Origin of the sequence: Paenibacillus sp. M-152, assembly GCF_003856555.1 — a bacterium.
GTDB classification, from domain to species: domain Bacteria; phylum Bacillota; class Bacilli; order Paenibacillales; family Paenibacillaceae; genus Paenibacillus; species Paenibacillus polymyxa_C.
Map to the genome: position 1 here is coordinate 2,862,693 of NZ_CP034141.1, position 18,969 is coordinate 2,881,661.

The window sequence follows — 18,969 nt, forward strand, 5'->3', positions numbered from 1 at the left end:
GATGCACTGATGCGCGTACAGGTAGTGCAGACCGATGAAGAAACGTATCACTGGGTCTGGAGCTTCCATCACATTATCATGGACGGCTGGTGCTTATCGCTCGTTACCGGGGAAGTGTTTGGTACGTACTTTGCGCTGCTGGAGCAGAAACAGCCGGAGCTTGCTCCAATCACACCGTATGGTCAATATATTGAATGGCTGGAGCGTCAGGATGAACGTGCGGCAAAAGAGTATTGGAGCAACTATTTGGCAGGCTTTGAACAGCAGACGTTGCTGCCTGGATCGGATACTGCATCGAAAGATCAAGTGGCAGACAGCAGAGATAACACTGTATCCACTACAGCAAGTACAACCAGCGAATATGTTTGCGAAAAAATAACGGTGGAGCTGGATCCAACATGGAGCGAAGCCATGTACCGGATTGCCAAGCAGCAGCAGGTCACGATTAATACACTGATGCAGAGCGTGTGGGGCCTGATTTTGCAGCAATATAACAACAATGAGGATGTTGTATTCGGCAGTGTCGTATCTGGACGTCCGACGGATATTGCGGGTGTAGAAAATATGATCGGTTTGTTCATTAATACCATCCCGGTTCGGATTCAAAGTGAACGGAATGCCACGTTTGTCGACATCATGCGGAACACGCAGGAGAAAGCGCTGGCTTCGGGGGTATATGACAGCTTCCCGCTGTATGAAATTCAGGCGCTGACCGAGCAGAAGCAGCATCTGATTAATCACATTATGGTATTTGAGAACTATCCGGTCGAGGAGCAAGTCGAGCAGTTGGGCGAAGTTCGTCCATCCGCGTTTGACATTACGAATGTAGAGGTTGTTGAGCAGACGAACTATGATCTGGACTTGATTGTGATGCCGGATGAAACCTTCCGTATCATGTTCAGATACAACGCAAATGTGTACGACCGGTCTACGATCGAGCGGATGCAGGGACATGTACTGCATGTCATTGAGCAAATCGTGAACAATCCGCATATCCGTGTGAATGAGCTGGAATTGGTGACACCAGAAGAACAGGCACAGATCGTTCAGATATGGGGAGATACAGCGGCAGCCTATCCGCAGGATCAGACGCTAAGCAGTCTGTTTGAGCAGCAGGTCGCGAACACGCCGGAGCAAGTGGCAGTGCTGTGCGGAGCAGAATCGTTAACCTACGCTGAGCTGAACGAGCGAGCCAATCGTTTGGCCCGGACGCTACGTGCGGAAGGGGTGGAACCCGATCAGCCGGTGGGCATTCTGCTTCACCGTTCGCTGGACATGATCGTAGGTATCTACGCGATCCTCAAGGCAGGCGGAGCTTATGTACCGATCGATCCGGAATATCCGGCCGACCGCATCCGCTTTATGCTGGAGGATTCAGGCGCGAAGCTGGTGCTGACGCAATCGCATCTGGCGGAGCAAGCATCGCTGAGTTTCGACGGCCGGGTGCTGGTGCTGGACCGTGAGGACATCTATCACGAAGATGGCTCGAATCTGGAGCCCTTGGCCGGACCGCACCATGTGGCCTATGTGATCTATACCTCCGGTTCCACCGGAAAACCGAAGGGTGTAATGGTGGAGCACCATTCCGTGCTAAACCGGATTTTGTGGATGCATGATCGGTACGGCTTGGGTGCGGAAAATACGATTCTGCAAAAGACCGCCTTCACCTTCGACGTGTCGGTGTGGGAGCTGTTCTGGTGGTCGATGGTCGGCTCAAAGGTAAGCCTGCTGTCGGTCGGCGGGGAAAAGAACCCGGAAGACATCGTCGACACGATTGCCCGCGATGGCGTGACTACGATGCACTTTGTACCAGCAATGCTGCATGCGTTCCTGGAGTATGTGGAACAGCAGCCACGAGAAGTGATGCAAGCGAAGCTGGGCACACTGCGCCATGTCTTTGCCAGTGGTGAAGCGTTGCCGCCACAGCATGTGGCCCGGTTCCAGCGGCTCGTGTCGAGCCTGGCCGGAGCGAAGCTGGTCAATCTGTATGGCCCAACCGAAGCGACGGTGGACGTATCGTACTTCGATTGCGAGCCTGATGGAGCCTATTCGGTTATTCCTATCGGGAAACCGATTCAAAACATTCGTCTGTACATCGTCAAGGAAGGCACGGAGCAATTGCAGCCAATTGGCGTGGCAGGGGAACTGTGCATCGGCGGTGTCGGCGTAGCCCGCGGTTACCTGAACCGTCCGGAGCTGACGGCCGAGAAATTTGTGAAAGATCCGTTTGCCGGCGGGGAAGCAGGGTATGAGCGAATGTACCGCACCGGCGATTTGGCGAGATGGATGCCGGACGGGAACATTGAATATCTGGGCCGGATCGACCATCAGGTGAAAATCCGGGGGTACCGGATTGAGCTGGGCGAGGTCGAAACGCAGTTGCTCCAAGTGGAATCGGTACGCGAAGCCGTGGTCATGGCTCGTGCAGATGAAACGGGACAAAAACACATGGTGGCCTACTATGTTGCCGGGCAAGAAATCAGTGCCAGCGAGCTGAGAAGTGCGCTGGGGCAGGAGCTGCCAAGCTACATGGTACCATCGTACTTTGTACAGCTGGAGCAGATGCCACTGAGTCCCAATGGCAAAATCGACCGCAAGGCACTGCCAGCACCGGAAGGTAGCCTGCAAAGCGGAGCCGATTATGTCCCGCCGCGGACGTGGGTGGAAGTGAAGCTGGCGCAAATTTGGCAAGATGTGCTGGGCCTGGCGCAAGTTGGCGTGAAGGAAAACTTCTTCGAGATTGGCGGACATTCGCTGCGGGCGACGACACTAACCTCGAAGATTCACCAAGAGCTGAACAAGCAGCTTCCTCTGCGTAGTATTTTTGAAGCACCAACGATTGAACAACTGGCGGCTGTGCTGGAACAGCTGGATCAAGTGGCGTATGCGTCCATTCCGGTAACGGAAGAGCGCAGCTTCTATCCACTATCCTCGGCGCAAAAACGACTGTATGTGCTGCATCAGTTCGATCCGCAGGATGTGAACTACAACATGCCGTCGGTGCTGCAAGTGAGCGGTCCGCTGGACGTGAAACGAGTGGAACATATATTCCGTCAACTGATCGCCCGCCATGCGACCTTGCGTACTCGCTTTGAGCTGATCGACAGTGAGCCAATGCAATGGATCGAGGACACCGTACCGTTCGAGGTGGAATATACGAAGGTACAGGCAGAGGGTGCGACTGCGGATACAGATCAGGACACAACTACAGATACGTACACCAGGGTCAACATAGAGGCGCAACAGCTGGTGCGGCGCTTTGTCCGTCCGTTTGATCTCAAAGCTGCGCCGCTGCTACGAGTAGGCTTGGTGGATCTGGGCCTTCAAGGAGTAGAACAGGAATCCCAACATCTGCTTATGCTCGATATGCACCATATCGTCTCAGATGGGGTGTCCCTGGAGGTCCTGACTGATGAGTTTGTCCGTTTGTATGGCGGTGAAGAGCTGGCGCCATTGCGGATTCAGTACAAAGATTATGCCGTATGGCAGCAAAGCGAAGCCCATCAGGAATGGATGCAGCGTCAGGAAGCGTACTGGCTGAACACCTTCCGAGGGGAACTGCCTGTGCTGGATCTCTCTACGGACTTTGCCCGCCCAGCGGTACAGAGTACGGCAGGGGATACGATCGAATTTGTACTGGAGCGTGAGGTTAGTGAACGCCTGAAAGAACTGGCTGCCCAGACCGGCTCTACCCTGTATATGGTGATGCTGGCGGCGTACACCACACTCTTGCACAAATACACAGGCCAAGAGGACATTGTAGTCGGTACGCCGATTGCAGGACGACCGCATGCGGAGCTCAGTAATCTAGTCGGTGTCTTCATTAACACGCTGGCGATTCGCAATTATCCATCCGGCGATACATCGTTCCTTGAGTATCTGCAAGAGGTCAAGGAGCAGGCACTTAATGCTTATGAGCATCAGGATTATCCTTTTGAAGAGCTGGTTGAAAAACTGAATTTAACCCGGGATACGAGCCGGAATGCGCTGTTCGACACGATGTTTGAATTGAAAACATGGGAGCAGCGGGAGTTCGAGCTGGAAGGGCTGACCTTGAGCTCCTATCCACTGGACAATCAAACGGCAAAATTCGATCTGAGCTTGGAGGCGATAGAGCAGCCGGAAGGCATTCTGTGCAGTCTGGAATACAGCACAGTGCTGTACAAGCGGGAGACCATGACGCGATTGGCACAGCATTTTGCGGAAATCGTTCGAGCGATTGCCTATCATCCGCAGCAGCCACTGGCAGTTTTGAATATGGTAACCGATGAGGAACAAGAGCAACTCATCTACGGTTTTGGAGAAGTGGGCGTATCGGATGTTGCTGTTGAAGCAGGAGCCCTGTTCCATACCTATGTGGAAAAACAGGCACAGCTTATACCAGATCAAGTGGCGGTGGTATACGAGGGGCAACAGCTTACGTACCGGAAACTGAACGAGCGTGCGAACCAATTGGCGCGCAGACTAAGAAATGAAGGTATCGGACGCGAGTCGATTGTCGGCATTTTGAGTGAGCGCTCGGTAGACATGCTGGTCGGTGTGTTGGCGGTATGGAAGGCTGGAGGCGCATATGTGCCGCTGGATGCGGATTATCCGTCCGAACGCATTCGTTTCATGCTGGAGGACAGCGGTGCGACGGTGCTGTTGACCCAGACGGGATTGCAGGAGCGCGCACAAGCATGGCTGAATGAAAGCCAATGGACTTTGGGCGATGAAAAAGCTAAGGGTGAGCTGGAGACGGCGGTTAGCGCTGAAACGATGGAAAGAGACAACCTGAATGAAGGTTTGAGCTTGAAATCAGATTCGAAGTCTGACAGCGAAGCAGCATCTGAATCGGCAACAAAGCTGCGTCTGCAAATCATGCTGGCATTGGACGATGAGTCACTGTACACCGGAGATACGACAGACGTTGATCACATCAATGAACCTCAAGATCTGGCGTATGTGATCTACACCTCCGGAACAACCGGACGTCCGAAGGGTGTTATGATCGAGCATCGCTGCTTGGTGAATACGGCTGCGGCGTATCGCCGGGATTATCGCCTGAGCGAGTTCCCAGTCCGACTGCTGCAACTGGCCAGCTTCTCCTTCGACGTGTTCGTCGGGGATATGGCGCGGACGCTCTATAACGGCGGCACGATGGTCATTTGTCCGAAAGACGACCGACTTGATTTTAGCCGTCTGCACGGTTGGATTCGTGATTATCAAATTACCGTGTTCGAATCGACTCCGGCCCTGATCGTACCGTTTATGCAGCATGTGCATGAACAGGGGCTGGACATGAGCAGCATGGAACTGCTGATCACTAGCTCGGATAGCTGCAGCGTGACGGATTACCGGGTGCTGCAAGAACGGTTTGGCGCAGATATCCGCATCATGAACAGCTATGGCGTCACGGAAGCGGCGATTGACTCCAGCTTCTATGATGAAGAACTGTCGAAGCTGCCAAGCAGCGGCCATGTGCCGATTGGTCAGGCATGGCTGAATGCCCGCTTCTACATCGTGGACAGCCAGCTGAATCCGGTGCCGATCGGTGTACTGGGCGAACTGTGCATCGGCGGCATCGGGGTCGCACGGGGGTACCTAAACCGTGCGGACCTGACGGCCGAGAAGTTCGTAGCGAACCCGTACGTACCGGGCGAACGACTGTACCGCACAGGCGATTTGGCGCGGTGGATGCCGGACGGCAATGTAGACTTTATCGGCCGAATGGATGATCAGGTCAAAATCCGGGGCTTCCGGATTGAACTGGGCGAGGTGGAAGCGCAGCTGCTGACTGTGGATGGCATTGAGAAAGCCATCGTCACCGCCTGGGAAAACGAAAACGGAGACAAAGATCTGTGCGCGTATGTCGTAGCCTCGGAGGCGCTGAATTTGCCGGAGCTGCGCAGCATACTCCAGCCCAAACTGCCGGGCTATATGATCCCGACGTATGTCGTACCACTGGATCAATTCCCGCTGACACCAAACGGAAAAATTGACCGCAAAGCGTTGCCAGCACCGGAAGCGCGCCTCGAAGGAGGCACGGAGTATGTTGCGCCGCGGACACCGCTGGAAGAGCAACTGGTACGTATTTGGCAAAGCGTTCTGAATCATCAGCGGGTAGGCATCCAGGATAACTTCTTTGAAGTGGGAGGACATTCTCTGCGCGCTACAACACTGATGGCGAAAATCCATCAGGAGCTGAATCACAAGCTGGCCTTGCGAGATATTTTCCAATATCCGACGATTGAGCAATTGGTACAGGTGATGGGTGAAGATCAGACCCAGCAAATGTATGTATCCATACCTGTGGCGGAGGAGCGCGAATATTATCCCGTTTCCTCGGCGCAAAAACGGATGTACGTGCTGAGTCATCTGGAAGGCGGAGAGGTGAGCTACAACATGCCAGGAGCTTTGATTATCGAAGGCTCCTTGGATAAAAAGCGACTGGAACAAGCCTTCCGCCAGCTGATTGCCCGTCACGAAACCTTGCGAACCCGATTCGAGATGGTGGATGGCGAGGTGATTCAGCGGATTGAATCTAACGTCCCATTCAGCGTGGAGTATGTGCAAGCAAGCGAAGAAGAGACACCGCAGTACGCACAGGACTTTGTACGTGCCTTTGATCTCGCACAAGCCCCGTTGCTGCGGGTTCAGTTGATCGAAAACGGACCGGGGCGTCACGTTATGCTCTATGACATGCACCATATTATTTCGGATGGCGTGACAGAAGGAATTATCGTGCAGGAGTTCTCTCAATTGTATGAAGGCAAGGAACTGCCGCCCCTGCGGATACAGTACAAGGACTATGCGGTTTGGCAGCATGCAGATATGCAAAGTGAACGTCTTCGTGCGCAAGAAAGCTATTGGCTGAACACCATGTCTGGTGAAATTCCGGCACTGGATATGCCAACGGATTTTACAAGACCCGCCGTACAGCGTCTGGAAGGAACTCGATTTGAGTTTGCGATCTGCATGGAGGACAGCGAGCAGTTGAAGCAGCTGGCCGCGCAAACCGGATCCACCTTGTACATGGTATTGCTTGCAGCGTATAGCACACTCTTGCATAAATACACGGGTCAAGAGGACATCATCGTCGGCACGCCGATTGCCGGAAGACCACATGCGGAGCTGGGTAGCCTAGTAGGCGTATTCCTGAACACACTGGCGATTCGCAATTATCCGTCTGGTGATAAAACGTTCTTGGACTACTTGCAAGAGGTCAAAGAGCATGCGCTCAGTGCGTATGAGCACCAGGAATATCCGTTTGAGGAGCTGGTTGAAAAGCTGAATGTAACGCGGGATACGAGCCGGAATGCGCTGTTTGATACGATGTTTGAGCTGAAAACATTTGAGCAGCAGGAGTTCGAGCTGGAAGGGCTGACCTTCAAGCCGTATCCGACGGACGATCATACGTCCAAATTTGATCTGACCTTGGATGCCGTAGAGCAGTCAGAAGGCATTCTGTGCAGTCTGGAATACAGCACGGCGCTGTACAAGCCTGAGACCATCGCGCGCTTTGCACAGCATTTTACTGAACTCGTACGAGCCATTACACTTCACCCACAGCAGTCACTGTCCGCTTTGGATATGGTAACTGTCGAGGAAAAAGCACAAATCATCTATGGTTTTGGAGATGTAGGCGTATCGGATGTTGCTACAGTTGAAGCAGAAGCCTTATTCCATGTCTTTGTGGAAGAACAGGCCCAGCTTGTACCAGATCATGTGGCGGTGGTGTACGAAGAGCAACAACTTACGTACCGCACACTGAATGAACGTTCGAACCAACTCGCTCGCAGACTGCGAAATGAAGGTATCGGACGCGAATCGATTGTCGGCATTTGGAGTGAACGCTCGGTAAACATGCTGGTCGGCGTACTGGCGGTGTGGAAGGCTGGAGGCGCATATGTGCCGCTGGATGCAGACTATCCGTCCGAGCGCATTCGTTTCATGCTGGAGGATAGCGGTGCGACGGTGCTGCTCACGCAAACCAGTTTGCAGGAGCGTGCCCAGGCATGGCTGGAGAAAAGCGATCAGGCCTTGGTCGAAGGGCAGACTGAGGGTGAGCTGGAAACAGCGGCTGGCGCTGAAACGATGGAATCAGGTGCTCTTCATGGAAACCTAAATGGAACAGCAGATTCGAAGTCTGACAGCGAAGCAGCATCCGAATCGGCAACAGGGCTGCGTCTGCATACCGTACTGGCATTGGACGATGAGTCACTGTACACCGGTGATACGACAGACGTTGAACCTATCAATGAACCGCACGATCTGGCGTATGTGATTTACACCTCTGGCACAACCGGACGTCCGAAGGGCGTCATGATTGAGCATCGCAGCCTGGTAAATACGGCTGCGGCGTATCGCCGGGATTACCGTCTGAACCAGTTCCCGGTACGACTGCTGCAACTGGCCAGCTTCTCCTTCGACGTGTTCGTCGGTGATATTGCACGGACGCTCTATAACGGGGGCACGATGGTCATCTGTCCAAAAGATGACCGGATTGATCCAAGCCGTCTGTACGGATGGATTCGCGATTACCAGATTACCGTGTTCGAATCGACCCCGGCCCTGATCGTACCGTTTATGCAGCATGTGCATGAACAGGGGCTGGACATGAGCAGTCTGGAACTGCTGATCACCAGCTCGGATAGCTGCAGCGTGACGGATTACCGGGTGCTGCAAGAACGGTTTGGTGCGAATATCCGCATCATGAACAGCTACGGCGTCACCGAAGCGGCAATTGACTCCAGCTTCTACGACGAAGAACTGTCGAAGCTGCCAAGCAGTGGCCATGTGCCGATTGGTCAGGCGTGGCTGAACGCACGCTTCTACATTGTGGACAGTCAGCTGAATCCGGTGCCGATCGGCGTACTGGGCGAACTGTGCATCGGCGGCATCGGGGTCGCACGAGGGTACCTGAACCGTGCGGATCTGACAGCCGAGAAGTTTGTAGCGAACCCGTACGTACCAGGTGAACGACTGTACCGCACAGGTGACTTGGCGCGGTGGATGCCGGACGGCAATGTAGACTTTATCGGCCGGATGGACTATCAAGTCAAAATCCGGGGCTACCGGATCGAGCTGGGCGAGATTGAAACGGCGATCCAGCGGGTGCCGGGTGTGCGTCAAGCCGTGGTCATCGATCGGACAGACGAGCGTGGACACAAGTATTTGTGTGGATACATTACGGGAGAAACAGAGGAGCTGCGGATCGAGGAAATACAGGCAGCCCTGGAAGCAGGACTCCCCGCGCACATGGTGCCTGCACGCTTGATGCGTCTGGAGGCCATTCCGCTGACCAGCAACGGCAAAATCGACCGCAAGGCCTTGCCAGAGCCGGAAGGCAGCATCCATACGGGAGCAGCCTATGTGGCCCCGCGTACCAAGGTGGAGCAAGTACTGGCTGCGGTATGGGCCGGAGTGCTGAGCGTGGAAGCCGTAGGCACGCAGGATAACTTCTTCGAGCTGGGCGGCGATTCGATCAAGGCTCTGCAAGTCTCGTCTCGCTTGCTGCAAGCAGGTTATCGACTGGAGATGAAAGACCTGTTCAGTCATCCGACGGTGTCTGCCTTGGCGCTGAAAGTCCAATCGGTTACCCGATTGGCGGATCAAAGCGAAGTGGTGGGCACTGTGAAGCTGACACCTGTTCAGCATTGGTTCTTTGAGCAAAACCTGACGGATGCTCATCATCATAACCAATCCATTATGCTGCATAGCAAGGACGGTTTTAATGTAGCGGCGCTGCGTACAGCGATGGATCAAATGGTTAGTCATCATGATGCACTGCGGATCGTTTTCCGCCTTACCGAGCACGGGTATGAAGCTTGGAACCGCGCGGTGGGTGAGGGCGAGCTGTATACGCTGGAACGTATAGACTTCAGCCATGAGACTGAAGTGTCTGCAGCGATCGAGGCCAAAGTAAATGAAATTCAGGCGGGCATTCATTTAAGCGAAGGACCGCTGGTGAAGCTGGGGCTATTCCATTGCCCCGATGGAGATCATTTGCTGATGGCTATTCATCACTTAGTAGTGGATACCGTATCCTGGCGCATTTTGTTCGAGGATCTTACGACAGCCTATGAACAGGCATTGCACGGGCAAGCGGCTCGTCTTCCGCACAAAACGGATTCGTTCCGTAACTGGGCTGAGGCACAGTCTCACTATGCGAACGGTCCAGCAATGGAAGCAGAGTTCTCATTCTGGAAAGAAGTGGAACAGGGAAGGTATGAGCCGCTTCCAAAAGACCAGCCACAGTCATCTTCCTTGAATAAAGACAGCGAGCTTATGACGGTCACATGGACCACTCAGGAAACGGAGCAGTTGTTAAAACAAGCGCATCGTGCCTACAACACAGATATGAATGATCTGCTGCTGACCGCACTCGGCCTGGCTATTCATCGCTGGGCGGGGATTGAACGCGTACTCGTCAACTTGGAAGGCCATGGACGGGAATCCATTTTGCCAGAGCTGGATATTACGCGCACGGTGGGCTGGTTTACGAGTCAATTCCCGGTTGTCCTGGATATGAGCGCAGGGCAAGATCTTTCACAACGTATCAAACAGGTGAAAGAAGGGCTGCACCGGATTCCGCAAAAGGGTATTGGCTACGGGATGCTGAGATACCTATCTGCAGCATGTGAGCAAGCGCATTTTGGAACCGAACCTGAAATCAGCTTTAACTATCTCGGACAATTTGACCAGGATATGCAACATCAATCCATTGGCGTGTCTCCTTACGCTAGTGGTGCCGAGCTTAGCGCACATGCAGCCAGATCGCACACGCTGGATCTGAACGGACTGATTTCCGAAGGTCAATTGCAATTGACGATCAGCTACAGCCATCAGGAATATCGCAAGGAAACGATGGAACAGCTAGCCGAAGCGCTCAGAACCAGCCTGCAGGAAATCATCGCGCATTGCGCGGGTCGCAAACAGCAGGAACTGACGCCAAGTGATGTGATGCTTAAACCTGTAACCTTGGCCGAGCTAGATCAGTTGGTCGAACGGACGCGTGACATCGGGGAACTGGAAAATGTATATGCATTGACACCGATGCAAAAAGGGATGTTGTTCCATAGTCTAATGGATGCAGAATCAGGGGCTTATTTTGAACAAACGACCTTTGATCTACACGGACGTTTCCAGCCCGATATTTTCCAAGATAGCTTGAATCAACTGGCGCAGCGGCATGAGATCTTTAGAGCCAATTTCATCAGCGGGTGGCAGGATGAGCCCGTACAGGTGATTTTCCGCCATAAAGAGGTTGGTTTCAGATGTGAAGATTTGCGTCATTTGGATGATCAGGAACGTGACGCGTATGTGCAGGAATTTATTCGCCAGGACAAGGCAGCTGGATTCGATTTGTCCCGGGATGCGTTGATGCGCGTGGCGATTTTGCGGACAGGTGATGAGGATTATTATTTTGTATGGAGTTCTCATCACATCCTAATGGACGGCTGGTGTGTGGCGTTGGTAACGGATGAGGTGTTTGAGGTTTACTTTGCAGCCGTAGAGCATAGAGCACCGAAGCTCCCCCCTGTGACTCCATACAGTCAGTATATTGCGTGGCTGGAAGCACAGGATGTAGAAGCAGCAGCCTCGTACTGGAAGGAATATTTGCTGGGCTATGATCAACAAACTTCGATTCCGACCGGAAAAGTAGGCGCGAAAGCGGACGGCGAACAATTTGAGCATGTACTGTGCGACCTAGGTAAGGATTTAACAGGACGTATGGAAATGGTAGCCAAGCAGTATCACGTGACCACCAATACGCTCCTACAAACGGCCTGGGGCTTACTGCTTCAAAAGTACAACGGTAGTAACGACGCTGTCTTTGGCGGTGTAGTATCGGGTCGCCCGGCAGATATTTCAGGGATCGAAAACATGGTGGGCTTGTTCATTAACACCATTCCAGTACGTATCCGTAGTAAGGCTGAGGACACCTTTGCCGACCTGATTAGAGCGAATCAGCAGCAGGCGCTGGCTTCTCAAGATTATGAAACGTATCCGCTGTATGAAATTCAAGCCTTGACCGAGCAAAAGCAAGAGCTGATCCAGCACATTATCGTGTTTGAAAACTATCCGGTGGAGGAGCAGGTCGAGCAGCTTGGCGAAGGTGCGGAATCGGATTTTGTCATCAGCAATGCAGGGATGATTGAACAAACGAACTATGATTTCAATCTGGTCGTCATGCCGCAGGAAGCGATGAAAATCCGATTCGAATACAATGCGAAGTTATATGATCGGGAAGCGGTGGAACGGACGCAGGGTCATCTGGTACAGCTGCTGGAGCAGGTGGTAGCGCAGCCGGACATTCAAGTGCAGGAGCTGGATGTGTTAAGCGAGCAGGAACGCGAGCAAATTCTCCGTGTATGGGGAGATACAGCTGCTGAGTATCCAAGCGATCAAACGATCCATGGCTTGTTCGAAGCACAAGCAGTGCAGACACCGGAACAGCCAGCGCTGTACTTCGAAGGAGAGCAGTTGACCTATCGCGAGCTGAATGAACGTGCGAATCGTCTGGCTCGTACCTTACGCAGTCAAGGCGTGACGAAGGATCGGCTGGTGGGTCTGATGACCGAGCGTTCGGTAGACTTGATTGTGGGTATGTTAGGCATTTTGAAAGCTGGGGGCGCATATGTTCCAATCGATCCAACGTATCCAGAGGAGCGTATCCGCTATATGCTGGATGACTCGGGAGCAGAGCTGTTGTTGACGCAAAGCCACTTGGTGGACAAAGTAGCTTTCGACGGTCAGGTGCTGGTGCTGAATGGGGCAGAGAGTGTGCATCACGAGGATGGCTCCAATCTGGAGCCGTTGTCCGGTCCGAACGATCTAACGTATGTGATTTATACGTCGGGTACGACGGGGCAGCCGAAGGGTGTCATGGTAGAGCATCGCAATGTTGTGCGTTTGGTGAAAAATACAAACTACGCGCAGTTGGATGCTGACACGCGCATTTTGCAGACAGGCGCGATTGTTTTCGACGCATCCACCTTCGAAATTTGGGGAGCTCTATTAAACGGTGGACAGCTTGTGTTAGTGAGTCAGGATGTCATTTTGGACGCGCTCAAGCTTAATGAAGCTGTCCGCAGTCATGGCATTACCACGATGTTTCTGACCACACCGCTCTTTAACCAGCTGTCCCAGCAGAATCTGGCGCTGTTCGAGGGGGTACGGGAGCTACTGGTTGGTGGTGATGTGATGTCCGTACCACATATGAACCGGGTGCTGGAGGCCCATCCGTCCCTGCGAATCAGTAACATCTATGGCCCTACTGAAAATACGACCTTTTCCACAGTACACGCGATCACCGGTGTACAATCGGAATCGGTGCCAATTGGCAGACCAATCCATAATTCGACAGCGTATGTTGTGGACCGTTCGATGCGGCTTCAGCCCGTGGGGGTATGGGGTGAACTACTGGTAGGCGGTGACGGGGTAGCACGTGGTTACCGCAACCGTCCGGACCTGACATCCGAAAAGTTCATCGACAGCCCGTTCCGTAGCGGAGAACGCTGCTATCGCACAGGCGACATGGTACGCTTAAATGCGGATGGTTCGCTGGAATATAAGGGGCGGATCGATGCGCAGGTGAAAATTCGGGGCTACCGGATCGAACTGGGCGAGGTAGAAACGCAGCTGTTGAAACTGGAGGCAGTGCGAGAAGCTGTGGTCATCGCATGGGAAGATGAGCAAGGGCAAAAGCAGCTCTGCGCTTATGTGGTCGCCGATGAGGAAGTTGTCGCAAGTGAGCTACGCAGCGCTTTGAGCCAGAAGCTGCCGGGTTACATGATTCCTTCCTATGTGATACAGCTGGAACAAATGCCGCTGACACCGAACGGTAAAATCGACCGCAAGGCCCTGCCAGCACCAGAGGGCAGCCTGCAAAGCGGAGCCGACTATGTTGCACCTCGGACATGGGTGGAAGTGAAGCTGGCGCAAATCTGGCAGGATGTACTGGGTCTCACTCAGGTCGGTGTGAAGGAAAACTTCTTCGAGATTGGCGGGCACTCACTACGGGCGACGACACTGGCCTCGAAGATTCACAAAGAGCTGAACAAGCCACTTCCACTGCGCAGTATTTTTGAAGCACCAACGATTGAGCAACAGGCCGTTGTACTGGAACAGCTGGACCAAGTAACCTATGCGTCCATTCCAGTAACGGAAAAGCGCAGCTTCTATCCCCTGTCCTCGGCGCAAAAACGACTGTATGTGCTGCATCAGTTCGATCCGTATGATGTGAACTACAACATGCCGTCGGTGCTGCAAGTGAGCGGTCCACTGGATGTGAAGCGGGTGGAACATGCATTCCGTCAACTGATCGCCCGTCATGCGTCCTTGCGCACCCGCTTTGATCTGATCGACAGTGAGCCGATGCAATGGGTTGAGGACACGGTGCCGTTCGAAGTGGAATATACGAAGGTACAAGCAGAGGGTGCGACTACGGATACAGACACGAGGGTCGGCAAGAAAGTGGATGAGCTGGTGAGTCGCTTTGTCCGTCCGTTTGATCTCAAAGCTGCGCCGCTGCTGCGAGTAGGCTTGGTGGATCTAGGCGTCCAGGGAGTAGAGCAGGAATCTCAACATCTGCTTATGCTCGATATGCACCACATCGTTTCGGATGGCGTGTCCATGGGGGTACTGACTAATGAATTTGTCCGCTTGTACGACGGTGAAGAGTTACCGCCACTGCGGATACAGTACAAGGATTATGCCGTATGGCAGCAAAGCGAAGCCCATCAGGAATGGATGCAGCGTCAGGAAGCCTACTGGCTCGATACCTTCCGGGGTGAACTGCCTGTGCTGGATCTACCGACAGACTTTGCCCGTCCGGCGGTGCGAAGTACGGCAGGCGATATTGTGGTGTTCGGACTGGAACGTGAAGTGAGCGAACGCCTGAAGGAACTGGCGGCGCACACCGGCTCTACACTGTATATGGTGCTGCTAGCGGCGTATACCGCACTCTTGCACCAATACAGCGGCCAGGAGGACATCGTCGTCGGCACGCCGATTGCCGGACGACCGCATGCGGATTTGGAGCCGATTCTCGGCATGTTCGTGGGTACGTTGGCACTGCGAAACTATCCGACAGCAGAACATACCTTCCGCAGCTACGTGGAAGAAGTGAAGGTTCGCGCCCTGCAAGCCTACGAGCATCAGGACTATCCATTTGAGGAGCTGGTGGAAAAGCTGAATGTGAAGCGGGATATGAGCCGCCATCCGCTGTTCGATACGATGTTTACCCTGCAAACGACCGAGGAAGGTGAGCTGCAACTGGCGAACCTGAGCTTCCGTCCTTATGGCCTGGAGCAAACGCCAGCGAAGTTTGACTTGACGCTGGAAGCTAGAGAGGAAGAGGCAGGCATCCAGTTCGGATTGCAGTATGCCACTGCGTTGTATCAACGGGAAACGGTCGAACGGATGACACGTCACTTTATTCGCTTGGCCGAAGCTGTGGCAGTGAACCCGGATGCGAAGCTGGGTGAGCTGGAGCTCATTACGACTGAAGAAACCGAGCAGATTCTGAAGGTATTCAATGATCCGAATGCGCATAGCGTACGCGGAACACTGCAAGGGCTGTCGCTCAGCGAGCGTTTTGAAGAGCAAGCGAAGAACCATCCTGAGCGGATAGCCGTGGTGTCTGGGGATATGGCGCTAACCTACGCTGAGCTGAATGAGCAGGCGAACCAATTGGCTCGTGTGCTACGGGCGAAAGGGGTTGAAGCAGATCACCCGGTAGGCATACTGCTGGAACGTTCTGCGGATCTTCTGGTGAGCATTCTGGCGGTACTGAAGGCTGGAGGCGCGTATGTGCCAATGGATACGATGTATCCACAGGAGCGGATCGACTATATGCTTCAAGACAGTGGGGCGAAGGTTGTAATCACAAGCAGAGCCGCCAACCTGTCACTTCAACTGCCATCGACAGTACAAGCTATCGTTCTTGACGATGAGGACGTACAGGCTCAATTGGGAGCACAGGATGCGAGCAACCTGATCCCTGTCGCCGGCCTGTACAACCTGGCCTATATGATTTACACGTCAGGTACAACCGGTCAGCCGAAAGGGGTCATGATCGAGCAGGGCAGTGTCAGCAATCTGGTAGATGCTTTATACGAGCGGGTATACAGCCGGTATGATCAGCCGCTTCACATCGCATGGCTGTCCGCATTTGTATTTGACGCTTCAGTGAAGCAAATCTTTGCCAGCTTGCTGCTAGGCCACACCCTGCATGTGGTGTCCCGTGACGTCAGCCTGAGCGGAGAGCATTTGATCGCCTACTATCGCACGCACCGAATCGATCTGTCGGACGGCACACCAGCGCATCTGCATATTTTGAACGAAAGCGTCAATGTGACCGAAGCGCCGGATGTGAAGCATTACCTGATCGGGGGCGAGGCCTTATCCGTGCAGCTGGTACAGGGGTTCCTACACAAATGGTCCGGGTATCGCCCGGTCATTACGAACGTGTATGGTCCGACCGAAGCGACGGTAGATGCAACAGCCTATACGATTGAAGGTGTAGAGTCACTGAATGGACTGCTGGAAAAAGGGGAGCATACAGTATCCATTGGAACGCCGATAGCGAACCAGGCTGTGTACATCTTGAACACTCGACAACAGCTGGTACCGATCGGGATCGCGGGTGAGCTCTATATTGGAGGTGCAGGTATCGCACGAGGATACCTCAACCTGCCGGAACTGACGGCTGAGAAGTTTATTCCGAATCCGTTTGCCTCGGCTCCACTGGAAGTCGAACAAGCTCCAAATGCCCACAGCAACCTGATGTACCGAACGGGCGACCTGGCACGGTGGCTGCCGGATGGCAGTATCGAGTATTTGGGCCGGATTGACCACCAAGTGAAAATTCGGGGGTATCGGATCGAGCTGGGCGAGGTGGAAGCGCAGCTGCTGACCGTGGACGGCATTCAAAAAGCCGTGGTCACAGCCTGGGAAAACGAAGACGGACACAAGGATCTGTGTGCCTATATCGTAGCTTCGGAGTCGCTGAGTTTACCGGAACTGCGGAATGCGCTGCAGCCGAAGCTGCCGGATTATATGATCCCGACGTATGTGGTACAGCTGGATCGTTTCCCACTGACGCCCAACGGGAAAATCGACCGGAAGGCACTGCCAGCACCGGAAGCGCGCCTTGAAGGAGGCCTGGAGTACGTGGCACCGCGGACGCCACTGGAGGCCAAGCTAGCCCAAATCTGGCAGGATGTCTTGAAGCTGTCCAGCGTAGGCGTCACCGACTCATTCTTCGATGTGGGTGGGCATTCCCTGCGGGCCACGACACTGGTGGCCAAAATCCATCAGGAACTGGGCAGCCGAATGACACTGCGTGAGGTGTTCCAACACTTTACGATTGAGCAGCAAGCCCAACTCATTGCAACGCACGGGACAGACACCTATACGGTGATCCCTGCTGCGACGAAACAGTCTTACTATCCTGTCTCCTCGGCGCAAAAACGACTGTATATTTTGAGCCATCTGGAAGGTGGGGATCTCAGCTACAATATGCCGGGTGTATTAACAGTGGAGGGACCGCTTCAGGCAGATCGACTGGAGGAAGCGTTCCGTCAGTTAGTAGCCCGTCATGAAACGCTGCGAACTTCCTTTGAAATGGTGGACGGCGAGGTTGTTCAGCGGATTTACGATCAAGTGGAGTTTGTCGTAGAACGCCTGCAGGCCAGTGAGTCCGAAGCGGAAGTGTATATCGAGTCCTTTGTACGCAGCTTCGATCTTCGGCAGGCACCGCTGCTGCGTGTCCGTCTTATTCAAACCGGACCCGAGCGCCATCTCCTGATGTACGACATGCACCATATTATTTCAGACGGGGTATCGTCTAACAATATCGTGCAGGAGCTGGGACAACTGTACGAGGGACAGGCCTTGGAGCCGCTGCCAATTCAGTACAAGGACTATGCGGTGTGGCAGCAGCAGGAAATGCATCGTGAGTCCTACCAGCGCCGGGAACAGTTCTGGCTGGAGCATTTAGCCGGGGAATTACCGGTACTGGATCTGCCGATTGCTTATCCTAGACCTGCTGTTCGCAGCTTCGAGGGGGCAATGTATGAGTTTACCGTGGCCCCGAATGTATCCGAGCAGTTGCACCGGATAGCGGCACAGACTGGAAGCACATTGTATATGGTGCTATTGAGCGCCTACACCGTCCTGTTGTCCAAATACAGCGGTCAGGACGATTTGATCATCGGTACGCCGGTAGCAGGCCGCTTGCTGCCTGAACTGGAGCCGCTGATCGGCATGTTCGTCAATACACTAGCCATCCGGCACCAGCCGCAGGGCAACCAAACTTTCCATAACTACTTGCTGGAAGCCAGAGATCGTACGCTGCAAGCCTTCGAGCATCAGGATTATCCACTGGAAGAGCTGGTGGAAAAGCTGGATGTAGCGCGGGATGCAAGTCGTAACCCGTTGTTTGACACTGTGTTTGTACTGGAAAATACGGAGTCGCAGGAAGCACAACTTGAAACACTATCCTTTAGTCCTTATGTTAAGGAACACAGGACCTCCAAATTCGATTTGACCTTGTCTATGAGTGATGAAGACGGGCAGATCAAGGGTTCCTTTGAATATTGCACGAAGCTGTTTGGCGCAGATGCTATTGAACGATTAATCGGAGATTTGATAGCGATCCTGTCACAGGTTGGAGCCAATCCAGATTTGCTATTAAGCGATCTTCAGGTAAACTCGGACGAGCAAGCAGAAGGCTTCTCGCCCGATTCCATCGATTTTATTTTCTAAATTAGTTTTCATTTTTCTAAAAAAAATGATTTCACTTAGCAGGCAAGGGCAGCGGCTCCGTCCGATTGTCCTTGCCTGCTAAGTATTTTTTTCTAATATTACAACGATCCAGGCTTGTGATCTGGACTATTTATAAATGATAAAACCCTAAGGACCTTATGCAATAACCAACCCCATGTAAATTGCAGATTGCCCACCACAATTCCGTTTACC

General features: G+C 53.4%; 1 protein-coding gene (cut by a window edge). It reads left to right on the forward strand.

Going from position 1 to position 18,969, the window contains the following annotated elements; all coding sequences use genetic code 11:
• On the forward strand, nt 1–18,756 hold the 3' portion of the coding sequence (locus EGM68_RS12540) for a non-ribosomal peptide synthase/polyketide synthase (RefSeq protein ID WP_129549303.1). It extends 23,487 nt beyond the left edge of the window; 18,756 of the gene's 42,243 nt are visible here — the last part of the coding sequence; its start codon lies off the left edge, out of view; the stop codon is at nt 18,754–18,756.
• Nucleotides 18,757–18,969 lie beyond the last annotated feature (213 nt).